This window comes from Marivita sp. S2033 (assembly GCF_046592965.1).
In the GTDB taxonomy this organism is placed as follows: domain Bacteria; phylum Pseudomonadota; class Alphaproteobacteria; order Rhodobacterales; family Rhodobacteraceae; genus Marivita.
This window is the reverse complement of sequence record NZ_JBISBV010000005.1, coordinates 219,437-234,884: the sequence shown is the minus strand read 5'-3', so window position 1 is coordinate 234,884 and position 15,448 is coordinate 219,437. Positions and strand designations below refer to the sequence as shown.

The window sequence follows — 15,448 nt, the reverse complement described above, 5'->3', positions numbered from 1 at the left end:
ATGCGCGTTTATTACGATCGCGATTGCGACATCAACCTGATCAAGGACATGAAAGTGGCCATTCTGGGCTACGGCAGCCAAGGCCACGCCCACGCACTGAACCTGCGCGACAGCGGCGCGAAAAACGTCGTCGTGGCGCTGCGCGAAGGCTCGGCCTCGGCCAAGAAGGCCGAAGGCGAAGGGCTCAAGGTGATGGGCATCGCGGAGGCTGCGGCCTGGTGTGATCTGATCATGTTCACCATGCCCGACGAGTTGCAGGCCGAGACATACAAGAAATACGTGCATGACAACCTCAAGGATGGCGCGGCAATCGCGTTTGCCCACGGCCTGAACGTGCATTTCGGCCTGATCGAGCCGAAACCCGGCGTTGACGTCATCATGATGGCGCCCAAGGGGCCGGGCCACACGGTGCGCGGCGAATACACCAAGGGCGGCGGCGTACCCTGCCTTGTGGCAGTGCATAACGACGCCTCGGGCAAGGCGCTGGAAATCGGCCTCAGCTATTGCTCGGCCATCGGCGGCGGACGGTCCGGCATCATCGAGACCAACTTCCGCGAGGAATGCGAGACCGATCTGTTCGGCGAGCAGGCGGTTCTCTGTGGCGGTCTGGTGGAATTGATCCGCATGGGCTTCGAGACACTGGTCGAAGCCGGCTACGAGCCGGAAATGGCCTATTTCGAGTGTCTGCACGAGGTCAAGCTGATCGTCGACCTGATCTACGAGGGCGGCATCGCGAACATGAACTACTCGATCTCGAACACCGCCGAATATGGCGAGTACGTCAGCGGTCCGCGCATCCTGCCCTACGACGAAACCAAGAAGCGCATGAAGGACGTTCTGACTGACATCCAGACCGGCAAGTTCGTGCGTGATTTCATGCAGGAAAATGCCGTTGGCCAGCCGTCGTTCAAAGCGACGCGCCGGATCAACGACGAGCACCAGATCGAAGCGACCGGTGAAAAGCTGCGCGGCATGATGCCGTGGATTTCGGCGGGCAAGATGGTCGACAAGGAAAAGAACTGACCTTTACGACATGCTCCGGCCCGGTTTGCGGGCTGGAGCCTTTCAGACCTTGGGATCTTTCATCCGGTTTTTCTCTGCATCGAGCGGGCTGATCGGGCCTTTCTCGTTCTTGAGGTTTTCGTGGGTTTTCTTTCGCGAATAAATGGCGAAGGCCAGGATGCCTACCAGAATGACAACGACCAGACCGAGTACGGCGGGATATTCCATGAGATGTCTCCTTCAATTTACATGCAGTAAACGTTAGGCAGGCGCATCGGTTTCGACGGTGTGACGAGATAACCCAGTGAACAATGGGAACCGCTCCGCACGGCCGTCAGTCGCAAACCGGCCGTAAAGGAAAGCAAGACCCATGCAATCGCCCGAAATCACACCTGCCAACTGGGCGATGATCGCGACCCTCGGATTTGTCTGGGGGGCGACGTTTCTGTTCATCGAAATCGCCCTGACCGGGATCACGCCGTTCTGGCTTGCCGGTGGCCGGATCGGCTTTGCCTGCCTGTTGACCACCGCCTTCTGGATGTGGCGCGGCAGGCGCGTGTTTCTGACCGAGGAAACCGCGTGGACGGCGCTCTTCCTTTCGGGCGTGTTGAACTCGGCCGTGCCCTTCATGCTGCTGAGCTGGGGCCAGCAGACCGTCACATCCGGCTTTGCAGGCGTGTCGATGGCAGCCGTGGCGTTGATGGTGTTGCCGCTGGCGCATGTCTTTGTTCCCGGAGAGCGGATGAGCCTGCGCCGTGTGTTCGGATTTGCCGTCGGCTTTGCCGGTGTGACGGTGCTCCTGGGTGGGCAGGTCTTCGCGTCGAGCGGAGACCCGCTGGAACCCTTCGGCAGGCTTGCCTGTCTTGGCGCGGCGGCGTGTTACGCCATCAGTTCGATCATCGTGCGCAAACTGCCGCCCATCGACTCGTTCGGGCTTGCCGCGACAACACTGATCTTCGGCTCACTGGTGGTGCTGCCAGCGGCGTTCGTCGTGGAAGGCGTGCCCCAAATGCCGCCGCTGAACATCCTGCTGATCATCGCGGTGTTGGGATTGCTCCCGACGGCGGGGGCCAATCTGCTGCGGGTGCTGGTCATTCGCAGCGCCGGTCCGGTGTTCATGTCGCTGGTCAATTACCAAGTGCCGATGTGGTCCGTCGTGCTGGGCATCGTCATCCTCGGAGAGCCGTTCAAACCGATCCTCTTGCTGGCGCTGGCCCTGATCCTGAGCGGGCTTTTCATCAGCCAATGGGGCGCGCTCAGGCGGCTTTTCGGCGGCAAGGAACGGCCAGAGGTCACTCCCAGCAGCTGACCAGAACGGTGATCGCGGTGCCTTTCTCGGTCAGGTCAACCGGATCGAGCCGCGCCATGCCGGGTGTGGCCTGAACGCTGATGCCTGCCCGCTCCAGTATGGCGCGAAGCGTATCGCTCTTGGTGGCAAAGCTGACATCGGAAGGAAGTTGCCGCCCGCCCGCATCGCGCGGCATCAACATGCCGACCACCGCGCCGCTATCGTCCAGCACCGGACCACCAGCGTCGCCGTCCAGCGTGCTGATGGCAAGACGGCTGATCGTATCCTCACCATCGAGTCCGCGCAGATCGGCAAGCCTGCCGAACGTGAGCGTCGCCGAAGACAGGACGCCGCCGAAGGAATAGCCCGACACGGCAATTTCCGACTTCAGTCGCGGCGTGCCGTTGCTGAACTGCGCCACGGCCGTCGGCGACAGCGGTTGCGTCGCTTGCAACACCGCGATGCCCGACGCCTGATCGGTTGCCACGACCTGTGCGTCGTATTCTCCGTTGAGCGTGATGCGCCCGCATGCGGCGACCGCAGCCTGCGTTGTGACCACCCGGCCCTGACGATCAACGAAAAAGCCCGAGGCGGTCAGTTTGGGTTTGCGAATCTCAAGCCCGGCCACCAGATCGACGCGCTGCGTGTCGTCGGCAATCACGGCCGGATCAAGCACGCCGTCGATTGGCGTGAAACTGTTCTGCATCGCGGCCAGAATACGGGTGCGACGCTCCTCATCGCCGGCGGGCCAGACAAGGGTGAACCCCTTGATCGCACCGTCTGTCAGCCGGGCTTCGGTGTGGGACACGATTCTTGCATTCTCTCCGGTCAGGGTGAAGCTGTCGCGCTTGCGGTCGCGGTCGCCCTTGAGTGGAACAATTTCGAGTGTCTGCATGATCTCGTAAAGCCCGGCAAGCCGGTCCCGGTCGCCCGGTTGGCTGATCAGCAAGACCTGTGCACCCTCGACAGCCCCCGTCGCGCCGAAATGCGCAAACGGGCTGTCATAGCGATCAAATCCGACAGCGCCCAAGGGCAAGTCAATCATGATTCCGGCACGGGTTTCGCGCACGGTTTGCAGGTCCATCCCGTCAAGCACCGCGTTGTATTGGCGGAACAATTCTGCCCGCTGGCCGGTGGTGAGGATGCCGGTGTCATCAAAGCCATTGGCCTGTTGCCACGCGGCCATGGCGGATCGGGTGCCGCGCCCGAACGCGCCGTCGATTCCAGCGTTGTAAAACCCCGCCCATTTGAGCGCGATCTGGATGTCCTGACGGGCGATCCGGTTCAAATTCGCTTCCGAGGCGCGCGCCTCGCGGGGTGTTTCGTCGGCCGCTTGCGGCGGTGTGGAGTCTGCCGGTTCGGATGCTTCGACGCTCGGTGTCTCGACGATTGGCGCACTGACCGCCGGGCCTGCACCGATGGGCCATATGCGCTGGCCGTAGCGTTCGGGGCCTTCGACATAGCTGTCGCTCGGGATCAGGCCACGCGCACGCAGATTGCGCAGGATCGCCGCCGCTTCGTCGCGCGGATAGGGACCAAGGGCAATGCCGTACCATCCGCGCCCCAGATCAAAGCCGTTGACGTCGGCAAGCTGAGCTGCGTAATCGCGCAGCCTCCCTTCCGCCGCGGACAGGCTCGGTTGTGCCTCGATCTGGATATAACTGGTGTCCTGCGCCGCCACCGGCTGGACCCAAAACACCAAAGTGGCCAGCATGGAAAAAAAGACATTGCGCATCATTCGACTGTCACCCGCCCGAAAAAACCAGTTTCAACGCCCTGCATTAGCAAGAATGTCTCGCCACTGGAACGCGAAAATAGAGCCTTGGGTGCAATTGACCCTCAAGGCCCCACAGCCTAATCAGACGCCAACGCAAACCGGGGTGCGACGACGATGGACCAGACCGTAACAAAGCCGCGCAGTTTTCAGGAAATCATCCTGCGCCTGCAAACCTATTGGGCCTCTCGGGGCTGCGCCATGCTCCAGCCTTACGACATGGAAGTGGGGGCTGGCACGTTTCACCCGGCAACCACGCTGCGCTCGCTCGGATCGAAACCCTGGGCCGCCGCATACGTGCAACCCTCGCGCCGCCCGACCGATGGGCGCTACGGCGAAAACCCGAACCGCTTGCAGCACTATTACCAATATCAGGTGCTGATCAAACCCTCACCGGCGAACCTGCAAGACCTGTATCTCGGGTCGCTGCGGGCCATCGGGATCGACATGGCGTTGCACGACATCCGTTTTGTCGAGGATGACTGGGAAAGCCCGACGCTGGGCGCGTGGGGCCTTGGCTGGGAAGTGTGGTGCGACGGGATGGAAGTGTCGCAATTCACATATTTTCAACAGGTTGGCGGGCATGATTGCCACCCTGTGTCCGGCGAGTTGACCTATGGTCTGGAGCGGCTGGCGATGTATGTGCTGGGCGTCGATCACGTCATGGACATGCCCTATAACGATCCCGACGCGCCGATCCCGCTGACCTATGGCGACGTGTTTCGCCAGACCGAGCAGGAATATTCACGCTGGAACTTCGATGTCGCGGACACCGGCATTCTGCTGCGCCATTTTGAGGATGCCGAGGCCGAGTGTGCGCGTATTCTGGATGCACCGCATGACGACCCGAAAACCGGCATGCGGATCGTCATGGCCCATCCCGCCTATGATCAGTGCATCAAGGCCAGCCATATCTTCAATCTGCTCGACGCGCGCGGCGTGATTTCCGTGACCGAGCGGCAATCCTACATCGGACGCGTGCGCGCATTGGCCAAGATGTGTGCAGACGCGTTTGTGCAGACAGATGCCGGAGGGCACGCGGCCTGATGGCAGGCACCGGGCGAAATACACCCCTGCGGCGGGCCAAATACGCCCTGCTCCAGCATGTGCCGGGGGCGATAGGGCTTAAATACCGCCGCAAGCTGCGCAAGCTGGTCGAAACGCCGATTGCCGAAGCCGCGTTTCGCGACGCGCTCGCACGCTCGGCGGGAACGGTCTGCATCGATCTTGGAGCCAATCTGGGTCAGCACACCCGCGCGATGGCGCCTTATGCCTCCAGGGTCTATGCGTTCGAGCCTGATCCCTGGACCGCATCGCATCTGCGCGAACGCCTTGGCGATTTGCAAAATGTCGAGGTGATCGAAGCCGCCGCAGGCACGCAGGACGGCACCCTGCCCTTTTACCGCACGGCGGCCTTTGACACCGATCGCGAAATACAATCGCAATCCTCCTCGCTGATGTCGGACAAGTGCAACGTCGACACGTCGACCGCGATTGACGTCAGCGTGATCGACTTCCCTGCGTTTCTTGCAGCGCTCGACACAGAGGTCGGCGTGATCAAGATGGACATCGAGGGTGCAGAGGTGCCATTGCTCGAGGCTCTGTTCGACACCCCTGTTCTGGATCGGGTCGGATACATGTTCGTGGAAACCCACGAAAGCCGCATCCCTGCACTGTCCGAGCGTACCGACGCGTTGCGTGTGCGTGCTGCCGGCATGTCGCAACCTGTCGTCAACATGGATTGGAAATAAACGATGACCGGAAAATTCCTTGCCGCGGTCATCCTGATCTGCGCGCTCGTCGCCGGGGTGGCGATGTATTACCTCCAGGTCTACGCGTATTACGAAAACGTGGTTCCGACCGGGACGGACGATGTGCAGCTGACAACGCTCGACGGACGGCGCGAGACAATCCTCTACGAGGATTTCAAGGCCATTGACGCCGACAGCTCACCCATCCGCTATCGCGCCTGCTTTACCACGCGCACCCCGCTGTCGACCTTGCGCGGCACCTATGAGGAATACACCGGCGCCGCTCCGCGCAACGCACCGGCATGGTTCGAGTGTTTTGACGCCGACGCGATCGGCGATGACATGGCCGATGGCCGCGCGCATGTGTTTGTCAGCGAACGCAACCGCGAATTCGGCATCGACCGCGTGGTCGCGATCACCGAAGACGGACGCGGCTATATCTGGCACGAAATCAACGATTGCGGCGACAAGGCCTATGACGGCTCGCCGCTGGGCGACGATTGCCCGCAACGCGAACCCGGAGGCAACTGATGCCCGACCTGTTAATCGAGCTTTTTTCCGAAGAGATCCCCGCACGGATGCAGGCCAAGGCCGCAGACGACCTGAAGTCACGCATCACCAACGGGCTGGTCGAGGCGGGACTGACCTATGCCGGGTCCGCCGCCTATGCCACGCCCCGCCGTCTGGCGCTGCGGGTCGATACGCTGACCGACCGCTCGCCCGATGTCAAAGAAGAGCGCAAAGGCCCCCGCGTCGACGCGCCCGAAAAGGCGATCGAGGGGTTCTTGCGCGGTGCCGGTGTGGCACGCACCGATCTGGTCGAGCGCGACGAGAAAAAGGGGCGCGTTTTTTATGCGGTGATCGACAAGCCGGGCCGCCCTGCCGCAGAGATTGTCGCCGAAGTTCTGGAAGACACCATCCGCAACTTCCCGTGGCCGAAATCAATGCGCTGGGGTGACGGAACCTTGCGCTGGGTGCGCCCGCTGCATTCCATCATCTGCGTGCTGTCGGCCGAAGATGGATCGGAGATCGTACCATTGAACGTGGACGGGATCACGTCGGGGCGCAGCACGAAGGGGCATCGCTTCATGGCGCCGGACGCATTTGATGTGATCCGGTTTGACGACTATGAGGCCAAGCTGAAGAAAGCGCATGTCATTCTCGATGGGCGCGAACGGGCCGACGCGATCTGGCACGATGCGACCAATCAGGCGTTCGCAAACGGGTTGGACGTTGTTGACGACGCAGGTCTCTTGGCCGAGGTCGCCGGGCTTGTCGAATGGCCGGTCGTCTTGTTGGGGGAGATCGGATCGGAGTTCCTCGATCTTCCGGCGGAGGTGTTGCAGACCTCTATGAAGGAACATCAGAAGTTCTTTTCGGTGCGCAATCCCAAGACTGGCCAGATCGAGCGCTTCATCACCGTGGCGAACGTTGAAACCGCCGATCACGGCGCGACTATCCTTGCCGGCAACCAGAAGGTTCTGTCGGCGCGTCTCGCCGACGCTAAATTTTTCTGGAACAATGACTTGCGCGTGGCGAAGGGCGAAAAGATGCAGCCCTGGCTCGATGCGCTGGAGGCCGTGACATTCCACAACAAGCTCGGCAGCGTCAAAGACAAGGTCGACCGCGTGGCTGCCCTGGCGCGCGAACTTGCGCCGGTTGTCGGCGCGGATGCGGATTTGACGGAACAGGCCGCGCGCATGGCCAAAGCCGATCTGGCATCAGAGATGGTGTATGAATTTCCGGAACTTCAAGGGCTTATGGGCCGCTATTACAGCGATGCCGCAGGTTTGCCGTCCGAGGTTGGCGCCGCCTGCCAAGAGCATTATTCGCCGCTCGGGCCATCGGACGACGTGCCAACCGCTCCGGTCTCCGTGGCCGTCGCGCTGGCCGACAAGATCGACACACTGACCGGATTCTGGGCGATTGACGAAAAGCCAACGGGGTCGAAAGACCCGTTCGCCCTGCGCCGGGCGGCGCTGGGGGTGATCCGGTTGGTGTTACAACAGCACGACTCGGTACTTCTGCACGACCTTTTTTATGCCCACTTTCCGCGCATCGACCGGTCTATCGTCAATTCGCGTCTTGGCCCGTCCGAAGCAGCTGCTAGGGGTCATGCTCCAATCGTCATTGCGGAGACCAGACTTCCAGACGGTAGGGTCGCTCATCAAAACGGTCCGGAATTGTTGTCTTTCTTCCACGACCGCCTGAAAGTCTACCTGCGCGACCAAGGTATTCGTCATGACGTGATCGACGCTTGCATCGCGATGGAAGGCAATGATGATCTGGCACTTTTGGTCAAACGCGCCAAAGCGTTACAAGCGTTTCTTGACACCGAAGACGGCGAAAACCTTGTCCAAGGCTTCAAGCGCGCGAACAATATCTTGAGCCAGGCCGAGGAAAAGGACGGGGTTGAATATTCCTTCGGCGGCGATGCAAAATTTGCCGAAGACCCGACGGAGATCGCCCTTTTCGAGGCGCTGGAGGTTGCCGAGTCCAAGATTGTCCCGGCGATGGCGGCACAGGATTTTGGCACCGCAATGGCGGCAATGGCTGATCTGCGCGCCCCGGTCGATGCGTTTTTCGAGGCCGTGCAGGTCAACGCCGAAAGCGAAGTATTGCGCCGAAACCGCCTGAACCTGCTCAGCAGCATCCGGACCACCTGTCTGCAGGTGGCCGACCTGACCCGCATCGAGGGCTGAGGCTGCGGACAAACACCTCTTGCCAGTGCGCAGAGCGGCCTTATGCTGCGCCCAAACCAAAAGGTGCCGCAGTGCAGAAACCGGGACGCGACGACCCAGACGTGACACTGATCACACCGACATCCCCCATGTCGGCGCCAACGCATGGCGGTCGCGCAAAGTGCTTGCAGCGACTGGTGCGACTCGATCTGCCGGTGCCGCGCACGGTCGCTCTCTCTTTTGATACGGTCCACAGGTTTACAAGTGGTTACCTTCCCGACGTTTCCGGCATTCTGGCCGAATTCGACGAAAAAGCGCTGCTGTGCGTGCGGCCGTCGTCCGAGGACCCCGACTGGGGTGGCCCGCGTGCTGTTCTCAACATCGGCATGAACGACGCGCGCCACGCCGAGCTGTGCGAGCGCATCGGAGAAGCTTCGGCGACGGATCTTTATTTACGGTTTATTCAGACCTACGCCGTAGATGTGGCCCGGCTGGATGCAGAAATGTTCGATGAAATGGACGGCACCGGACCAGAGGCTTTGTCAGCGGCGCTGCACAGATTTGAAGAGGAGGCAGAGGTTCCCTTCCCGCAAGACCCGGGTGTTCAATTGGCCGAAATCCTGCGTTCCATGGCACGCGCGTGGGAAGGAACGACCGCTCGGTTGTTGCGTCAGGCCAAAGGTGCTCCGGTGGATGCCGGGCTCGGGTTGGTCGTTCAGGAAATGACTCTGGGCCGCGGTCGGGGTGAAAGCGGATCGGGCGTGTTGCAACTGGTGAATTCGGTGACCGGCCTGCCGCAAGTCACCGGACGGTATCTGAGCCAGAGCCAAGGGCGTGAAGCGTTGAAAGGCGGTGTCAAATCCATCTTTCTGGAAAAAGACAAGCGCGGTGCATCGCTGGAAGAATTGGCACCCGACGCGTTTGGTGCGCTGAAACACATTGCCGCGCTGATGCGCGAAAAGCTTTGCGAAGAGATGCAGATCGAATTCACCATCTCGAATGGTGAACTGAGCATTCTTGACGGTGTTCGCGTCGAACGCAGTGCGCGCGCCGCGTTGAGGATCGTGGTGCGTCTGGCGGAAGATCGCATCATCACCAGACAAGAAGCGTTGATGCGGATCGAACCGCGTGCACTGTCGGAATTGCTGCACCGGCAGGTCGCGCCGTCCTCTGCCCGCGACATCCTCGGATCGGGCATCGCCGCGAGCCCCGGTGCGGCGACCGGGCGGATCGTCTTCACCTCGGAGGCCGCGCAGGCCAGTGCCGCACGTGGTGAGCCTTGCGTGCTGGTGCGCCGCGAAACCAGCCCCGAAGATATTCGGGGCATGCATGCCGCCTCTGCCGTGTTGACCGAGCGGGGCGGGATGACCAGCCATGCCGCGGTGATCGGGCGCGGATTGGGCCTGCCTTGCGTCGTCGGCGCCGCCACTTTGCGCTTTCAGGCCAATCGCAGGATGCTGGTCGCAGCAGATGGGCGTGTCCTCAAGGAAGGGGATGTAATCACCATCGACGGCACCAGCGGACAGATTCTGGCAGGGTCGGTCGACATGATCGAGGCGACGCTCGACGACACCTTTCGCACCTTTATGAACTGGGCCGATGCCGAGCGCGACATCGGTGTGCGTGCCAACGCGGACACCCCCGCAGACGCGCGGGCCGCGCTTCATTTTCGCGCGCAAGGTATCGGCCTCTGCCGCACCGAGCACATGTTCTTTGAAACCGAACGCCTGACGCCCATGCGCGAAATGATCTTCGCGCATGACCCGAAGGACCGCGAGGCGGCACTTGAACTTGTGCTGCCGATGCAACGCGCTGATTTCCTTGAGCTCTTCCGTATCATGCAGGGCCATCCGGTCTGCATTCGCCTGTTCGATCCGCCCTTGCACGAGTTCCTGCCCACCTCGCGCGCCGGCCAGCGCGAACTGGCCGAAGCGCTGGACATTCCGGTCAGCGATGTGACCCGCCGTATCGAAAGCCTGACCGAGTACAACCCGATGCTGGGAATGCGCGGTGTGCGGCTGGGCATCACGGTGCCGGAAATCTATGACATGCAGGCGCGCGCCATATTCGAGGCCACGGTCGAAGCCAGCAAGGACGGTGTTGCGATCGTCCCCGAGATCATGCTGCCGCTTGTGTCGGCCAAGCGCGAGGTCGAACTCGTGCGGGCGCGCATCGACGCCGTTGCCGCCGCCGTGCGGGCCGAGACCGGTGCGCAATTCACGTTTCGGCTTGGCGTCATGGTGGAAACGCCGCGCGCCTGTTTGCGTGCCGGCGACATCGCCGAGCACACGCAGTTTCTGAGCTTTGGCACCAATGACCTGACGCAAATGACCTATGGCCTGTCGCGTGACGATGCCGGGCGGTTCATGTCGGAATATGTGCGCCAGGGCGTGTTCGACGAAGACCCGTTTCACAAACTCGACACCGAAGGGGTGGGCGAATTGCTGGGCCTTGGTGCCACACGCGGACGCGCGGCGCAGCCCGACGTGATCCTGTCGATTTGCGGCGAACATGCCGCGCATGCCGAATCGATTGCGTTCTGTCGCGAGGCCGGATTCGACTATGTCAGCTGCTCTCCGTTCCGGGTTCCGGTGGCGCGACTGGCTGCCGCACAGCTTGCGTTGGCGGACAAGATGAAGTAGCGGCGGGCGAAATACCGCCCAGATTTCGCCCCATTTTGACCGCAAACACCGGGTTGCGTCTGGTGCATATCTCCCATGCCTTGTGGGAAGAGCTATTTTTCGCTAACAGCCCGCTCGATTGCGCGGCGCTGCCAGTTTGTTTGTGTGTCTAGCCGCCACCCACAACATCGCGAGATGAAAACTCGTCATGACGAGAATTTTTGCATTGATCGTGGCTGCGGCCATGCTGACATCGCCGGCCGTCGCAGAACGGTCGCAAGACGCGGCTGCGTCGCTCTTGCAACAGGAGAAAAACGGATTGGACGCTGCGGGCCAATCTCACCTGACTTCGCTGGTGACGCCCACGTCGCGCGAGACTGCGGTCTACAACACCTCCTGGCTGAACAGCCAAAGCAAAGCTGAAGGTGGCGCGCAGTGGGAATGTCTGGCCGAGGCGCTCTATTTCGAAGCGCGCGGCGAGACGGTCAAGGGGCAGTTCGCCGTGGCCGAAGTGATCATGAACCGCGTCAAGAGCAGCCGGTTTCCGGACAATGTCTGCGGCGTGATCAATCAGGGCACCGGGCGCAAGTACCAGTGCCAGTTCACCTATACCTGCGACGGCATTCCCGAGCGCATTCGCGAACCACGCGCCTGGGAGCGTGTGGGCAAGGTGGCGCGCGCCATTCTCGACGGGGTTGCACCGCTCGACCTGACCGATGGAGCCACACATTATCACACCAATGCCGTCAACCCGCGCTGGTCGCGCACATACACGAAAACGGCCTCCATCGGCGTGCACCTGTTTTATCGCCACACATGGCGCGTCAGCTCGAACAGCTGAACTGAAAACCGGCCGTCACCCCTTCCCTGTCGCGAGCGGCGTCTGATACGCCCCTTCGCGGCATTTGCGTTCGTCGCACCCTCTGATATCCCGATACTGGGAATCGATACTCAAGGACGCGCGATGAGCACCGAAATCCGACAGGCATTTGCGCACCCCGCCGAGCGAGCAATCGCCACGGCGGCTGACGGCCCGGTCGACCGCATCTCGTTGCGCGACCATATCGTCGAGGTCGAGATCGGTGCGTTCCAGTCCGAGCGTGGGACGACCCAGCGAATTTGCTTTAACATCGTCGTGGAAGTGCAACCGATCGTTGGACTTATTGACGATGACGTTGATCGCATCCTGTCCTATGATCGGGTGACCGAAGCGATCGCGACCGAGCTTGCAGAAGAGCGCGTGAACCTGCTCGAAACGCTGGCGGCCCGGATCGCAGAGCGTATTTTGCTGGAACCCCAAGCGCTGCGAACCTTCGTGCGGATCGAGAAACTGGACCGTGGACCGGGGGCGTTGGGGGTCGAGATTGTGCGCTCGCGAGCGGATTTGGGCGACGCGGCGACGGATGCCGAGCACCTACGGCCGCATCCGCGTGTGGTTTATCTTTCGAACGACGCATTGCGGTCAGAGCATCTGGGTACCTGGATCGACGCCCTGCAATCCCAAACTGCGCCGCTGATCTTGACTGTCGGGCTGCCCGACGGTCCGCGTCCGAAGGTCACGCATCCGTTGGCGCAAAGACGGATCGACCTTTTGGCAATCGAACAGAACGGTTGGGTTCTGGCCGCGCGCGACACGCGATGCAAGGTCGTCTCCACACGCACCGAGCTTGATTGGGCGATGAAGAACGGGCAGGTCTGCGTGTGGGCGCCATCGAAGATTGTTCTGGATGCCGTAGATGGTCCGAAATCAGCGTTCAGCGATGCTGTCGCGCTGACAACGTGGTTTGCCGCGATGATGGAAGCTAGCGAGCTTTTGAGCATCGGCGCGGACGTTCCGCCGTCGGACCATGTATCGGTCCGCAACGCGCCCATCGGCGAAACCGTGCTCTAAGTGCTTGTCAAAATGCGCGGCGCGTTTCATTGACCGTGCATGAGCACCTATTACCGCCCCCTGCCCCGATCCGGCCTGCCGCGCCCCGCTGGCGCGCTGCCGCTTGCGGGTTCGCCGTTGTGGTTCAGCGATGTCGTTGCGCAAGACCGCACCAGTGCTGCGTCGATTGTACCGGCGGCAGATGTGCCGGGCGATGTGCTGGAGCGCCTGACCGCCCCGCGCGCCGCGATTGCCGGGTGCGACATGTCTCGCACCTCGCTGATGGGCATCCTGAACGTGACACCCGACAGCTTTTCCGACGGCGGGCGCTTTGCGAGCCATGAGGCGGCGCTGAACCACGCGCGCCAGATGGCGGCCGATGGCGCTGATATCATAGACGTCGGCGGCGAGAGTACGCGTCCGGGTGCCGACACCATCGCGATTGAAGAAGAGATTGCACGCGTCGCTGTCCCGATTGCCGCCATTGCTGCGGAGCTTGGCGTTCCGATCTCGATCGACACGCGCAAAGCTGCGGTGGCCGAGGCCGCGTTGAAGGCGGGGGCGACGTTGGTCAATGATGTGTCCGGTTTCACCTATGATCCCGACCTCGCGCCGCTTTGCGCCGCGCATGGAGTTCCTGTCTGCGTCATGCACGCGCAAGGTGACCCCCAAACCATGCAGGACGCGCCGCGCTATGATGACGTGCGGTTTGACGTCTATGATTTCCTGGACGCCCGCGTTGACGCGTTGGTTCGTGCTGGCATTGCCCGAGACCGGATCATCGTCGATCCGGGCATCGGGTTTGGCAAGACACAAGAGCACAACCTGACGCTGTTGCGCGATCTATCCCTGTTTCACGGCTTGGGTTGTCCGATCCTGTTGGGTGCATCCCGCAAAAAGTTCATCGGTACGATTACGGGTGCGGGCAAAGCGGACACACGAATGCCTGGCTCGATCGCCGTGGCCTTGCACGCTGCATCGCAAGGGGTGCAAGTGATCCGTGTGCATGATGTGTTGGAAACGCGCCAAGCGCTTTCGCTCTGGCGCGCGATAGAATTTGGAGAGCCGTAATGGCACGCAAGCTTTTTGGCACCGACGGCGTTCGTGGGACCGCCAACATCCATCCGATGACCGCCGACATGGCGCTGCGCATCGGTGCCGCCGTCGGTCGCCATTTCAGGCGCGATTCCAAAGGCGTACACCGCGTTGTTATCGGAAAGGATACACGGCTGTCGGGCTATATGTTCGAAAACGCACTGACCGCCGGTCTGACCTCGACGGGAATGAACGTCTTGCTGCTCGGTCCGGTCCCGACACCGGCTGTCGGATTGCTGACACCATCCATGCGCGCCGATCTGGGCATCATGATCTCGGCCAGCCACAACCCGGCGCAGGACAATGGAATCAAGTTCTTCGGTCCTGACGGGTTCAAATTGTCGGATGACGACGAGGCCGAGATCGAAGCGTTGATCAACAGCGGCGTGGACGTGGCGCAGGCCGACAATATCGGGCGCGCCAAGCGGATCGACGACGGTCGGTTCCGCTATCAGGAACGGGTGAAATCCACCTTTCCGTCAGGCAAGCGGCTGGACGGTCTGAAGGTGGTCGTCGATTGCGCCAACGGGGCCGCCTACAAGGCCGCGCCAGAGGTTCTCTGGGAACTGGGCGCCGACGTGATCCCACTTGGGGTGAGCCCGAACGGTCTGAATATCAACAAGGGCTGTGGCTCGACTCATCCGCAACTGGCGGCAGAGGCGGTGGTTGCGCATGGCGCGGATGTTGGCATTTGTCTGGACGGCGATGCCGACCGGGTGATCCTGATCGACGAGACCGGTCAGGTTGCCGATGGCGATCAGATCATGGCGCTGATGGCGGCGCGCTGGGCCGAGGAAGAGCGGCTGGCCGGTGGCGTTCTTGTGGCGACGGTGATGTCGAACCTCGGGCTGGAGCGGTTTCTGGATGCACGCGGTTTGCGGCTTGAGCGCACGGGCGTCGGCGACCGCTATGTCGTCGAGGCGATGCGGCGCGGCGGCTGGAACCTCGGCGGAGAGCAGTCGGGCCATATCGTGATGACGGATTACGCCACCACGGGCGACGGGTTGATGGCCGGTTTGCAGTTTTTGGCCGAAATGTGCCGGTCCGGCCGCCCCGCCAGCGCGTTGGTGCGCAATTTCGATCCGGTGCCACAATTGTTGAAGAACGTCCGCTATGACGCCTCGGCGACGCCGTTGGAAGCCGCATCCGTCAAGCGGGCCATTGCCGACGCCGAAGCACGGCTTGACGGAAAGGGCCGGCTGTTGATCCGCAAGTCCGGAACCGAGCCGCTGATCCGGGTGATGGCGGAATGCGAAGACGAGGCGCTGCTTGTCGACGTGGTTGACGGCATCGTTGCCGAAGTCGAGGCTACGGCGTGATCTGACAGCGCGGCGTTCAGGCCGCGTGGCAAAATACGCAAACCGGC

At 61.7% G+C, this 15,448-nt stretch carries 13 protein-coding genes; 11 read left to right on the top strand and 2 right to left on the bottom strand.

Translation table 11 applies throughout. From position 1 onward, the window contains the following. A complete protein-coding gene (gene ilvC, locus ACGKZZ_RS11280; RefSeq protein ID WP_411223659.1) occupies positions 1-1,023 on the top strand; it encodes a ketol-acid reductoisomerase in 1,023 nt (340 codons plus the stop codon). Positions 1,024-1,065: 42 nt separating this feature from the next. On the opposite strand, the gene ACGKZZ_RS11275 is transcribed toward ilvC, so the two are convergent. After that, complete coding sequence (locus ACGKZZ_RS11275; RefSeq protein ID WP_411223658.1) at positions 1,066-1,230, bottom strand: hypothetical protein; 165 nt, start codon at positions 1,228-1,230, stop codon at positions 1,066-1,068. 142 nt (positions 1,231-1,372) lie between these two features. Between ACGKZZ_RS11275 and ACGKZZ_RS11270 the strand changes: the two genes are divergently transcribed. Next, positions 1,373-2,311 carry a DMT family transporter gene (locus tag ACGKZZ_RS11270; RefSeq protein ID WP_411223657.1) on the top strand — a complete coding sequence of 313 codons (939 nt, stop codon included), beginning with the start codon at positions 1,373-1,375 and terminating at the stop codon, positions 2,309-2,311. On the opposite strand, the gene ACGKZZ_RS11265 is transcribed toward ACGKZZ_RS11270, so the two are convergent. Beyond that, positions 2,295-4,025: a serine protease gene (locus ACGKZZ_RS11265; RefSeq protein ID WP_411223700.1), complete on the bottom strand. Its 1,731-nt coding sequence runs from the start codon at positions 4,023-4,025 to the stop codon at positions 2,295-2,297. The genes ACGKZZ_RS11270 and ACGKZZ_RS11265 overlap by 17 nt on opposite strands. A 156-nt stretch (positions 4,026-4,181) precedes the next feature. Here ACGKZZ_RS11265 and ACGKZZ_RS11260 point away from each other — a divergent pair, with 156 nt between their 5' ends. From ACGKZZ_RS11260 to glmM, 9 genes are all read left to right on the top strand, one after another. Then, positions 4,182-5,111, top strand: coding sequence for a glycine--tRNA ligase subunit alpha (locus ACGKZZ_RS11260; protein WP_411223656.1), 930 nt, complete (start codon positions 4,182-4,184; stop codon positions 5,109-5,111). Then, complete coding sequence (locus tag ACGKZZ_RS11255; protein WP_411223655.1) at positions 5,111-5,815, top strand: FkbM family methyltransferase; 705 nt, start codon at positions 5,111-5,113, stop codon at positions 5,813-5,815. The genes ACGKZZ_RS11260 and ACGKZZ_RS11255 overlap by 1 nt, the downstream gene beginning before the upstream one ends. A gap of 3 nt (positions 5,816-5,818) precedes the next feature. Beyond that, positions 5,819-6,346: a DUF6446 family protein gene (locus ACGKZZ_RS11250; RefSeq protein WP_411223654.1), complete on the top strand. Its 528-nt coding sequence runs from the start codon at positions 5,819-5,821 to the stop codon at positions 6,344-6,346. After that, positions 6,346-8,517, top strand: coding sequence for a glycine--tRNA ligase subunit beta (glyS, locus tag ACGKZZ_RS11245; RefSeq protein WP_411223653.1), 2,172 nt, complete (start codon positions 6,346-6,348; stop codon positions 8,515-8,517). Before ACGKZZ_RS11250 ends, glyS begins: the two co-directional genes overlap by 1 nt. A 128-nt stretch (positions 8,518-8,645) precedes the next feature. Beyond that, positions 8,646-11,138: a putative PEP-binding protein gene (locus tag ACGKZZ_RS11240; protein ID WP_411223699.1), complete on the top strand. Its 2,493-nt coding sequence runs from the start codon at positions 8,646-8,648 to the stop codon at positions 11,136-11,138. A 187-nt stretch (positions 11,139-11,325) separates the two neighbouring features. Next, the gene (locus ACGKZZ_RS11235; protein WP_411223652.1) at positions 11,326-11,958 is read left to right on the top strand and encodes a cell wall hydrolase; all 633 of its coding nucleotides are present in this window, start codon (positions 11,326-11,328) and stop codon (positions 11,956-11,958) included. A gap of 123 nt (positions 11,959-12,081) precedes the next feature. Beyond that, the gene (locus ACGKZZ_RS11230; RefSeq protein WP_411223651.1) at positions 12,082-13,008 is read left to right on the top strand and encodes a dihydroneopterin aldolase; all 927 of its coding nucleotides are present in this window, start codon (positions 12,082-12,084) and stop codon (positions 13,006-13,008) included. Positions 13,009-13,047: 39 nt separating this feature from the next. Beyond that, complete coding sequence (gene folP / locus ACGKZZ_RS11225) at positions 13,048-14,058, top strand: dihydropteroate synthase (RefSeq protein ID WP_411223650.1); 1,011 nt, start codon at positions 13,048-13,050, stop codon at positions 14,056-14,058. Continuing rightward, on the top strand, positions 14,058-15,401 hold the full coding sequence (gene glmM, locus ACGKZZ_RS11220) for a phosphoglucosamine mutase (RefSeq protein ID WP_411223649.1): 1,344 nt from the start codon (positions 14,058-14,060) through the stop codon (positions 15,399-15,401). The genes folP and glmM overlap by 1 nt, the downstream gene beginning before the upstream one ends. The last annotated feature ends 47 nt before the right edge of the window (positions 15,402-15,448 follow it).

Coding starts and splice junctions, on each gene's coding strand:
- ilvC (WP_411223659.1), top strand. CDS start 1: ATGCGCGTTTATTACGATCGCGATTGCGACATCAACCTGATCAAGGAC.
- ACGKZZ_RS11275 (WP_411223658.1), bottom strand. CDS start 1,230: ATGGAATATCCCGCCGTACTCGGTCTGGTCGTTGTCATTCTGGTAGGC.
- ACGKZZ_RS11270 (WP_411223657.1), top strand. CDS start 1,373: ATGCAATCGCCCGAAATCACACCTGCCAACTGGGCGATGATCGCGACC.
- ACGKZZ_RS11265 (WP_411223700.1), bottom strand. CDS start 4,025: ATGCGCAATGTCTTTTTTTCCATGCTGGCCACTTTGGTGTTTTGGGTC.
- ACGKZZ_RS11260 (WP_411223656.1), top strand. CDS start 4,182: ATGGACCAGACCGTAACAAAGCCGCGCAGTTTTCAGGAAATCATCCTG.
- ACGKZZ_RS11255 (WP_411223655.1), top strand. CDS start 5,111: ATGGCAGGCACCGGGCGAAATACACCCCTGCGGCGGGCCAAATACGCC.
- ACGKZZ_RS11250 (WP_411223654.1), top strand. CDS start 5,819: ATGACCGGAAAATTCCTTGCCGCGGTCATCCTGATCTGCGCGCTCGTC.
- glyS (WP_411223653.1), top strand. CDS start 6,346: ATGCCCGACCTGTTAATCGAGCTTTTTTCCGAAGAGATCCCCGCACGG.
- ACGKZZ_RS11240 (WP_411223699.1), top strand. CDS start 8,646: ATGTCGGCGCCAACGCATGGCGGTCGCGCAAAGTGCTTGCAGCGACTG.
- ACGKZZ_RS11235 (WP_411223652.1), top strand. CDS start 11,326: ATGACGAGAATTTTTGCATTGATCGTGGCTGCGGCCATGCTGACATCG.
- ACGKZZ_RS11230 (WP_411223651.1), top strand. CDS start 12,082: ATGAGCACCGAAATCCGACAGGCATTTGCGCACCCCGCCGAGCGAGCA.
- folP (WP_411223650.1), top strand. CDS start 13,048: ATGAGCACCTATTACCGCCCCCTGCCCCGATCCGGCCTGCCGCGCCCC.
- glmM (WP_411223649.1), top strand. CDS start 14,058: ATGGCACGCAAGCTTTTTGGCACCGACGGCGTTCGTGGGACCGCCAAC.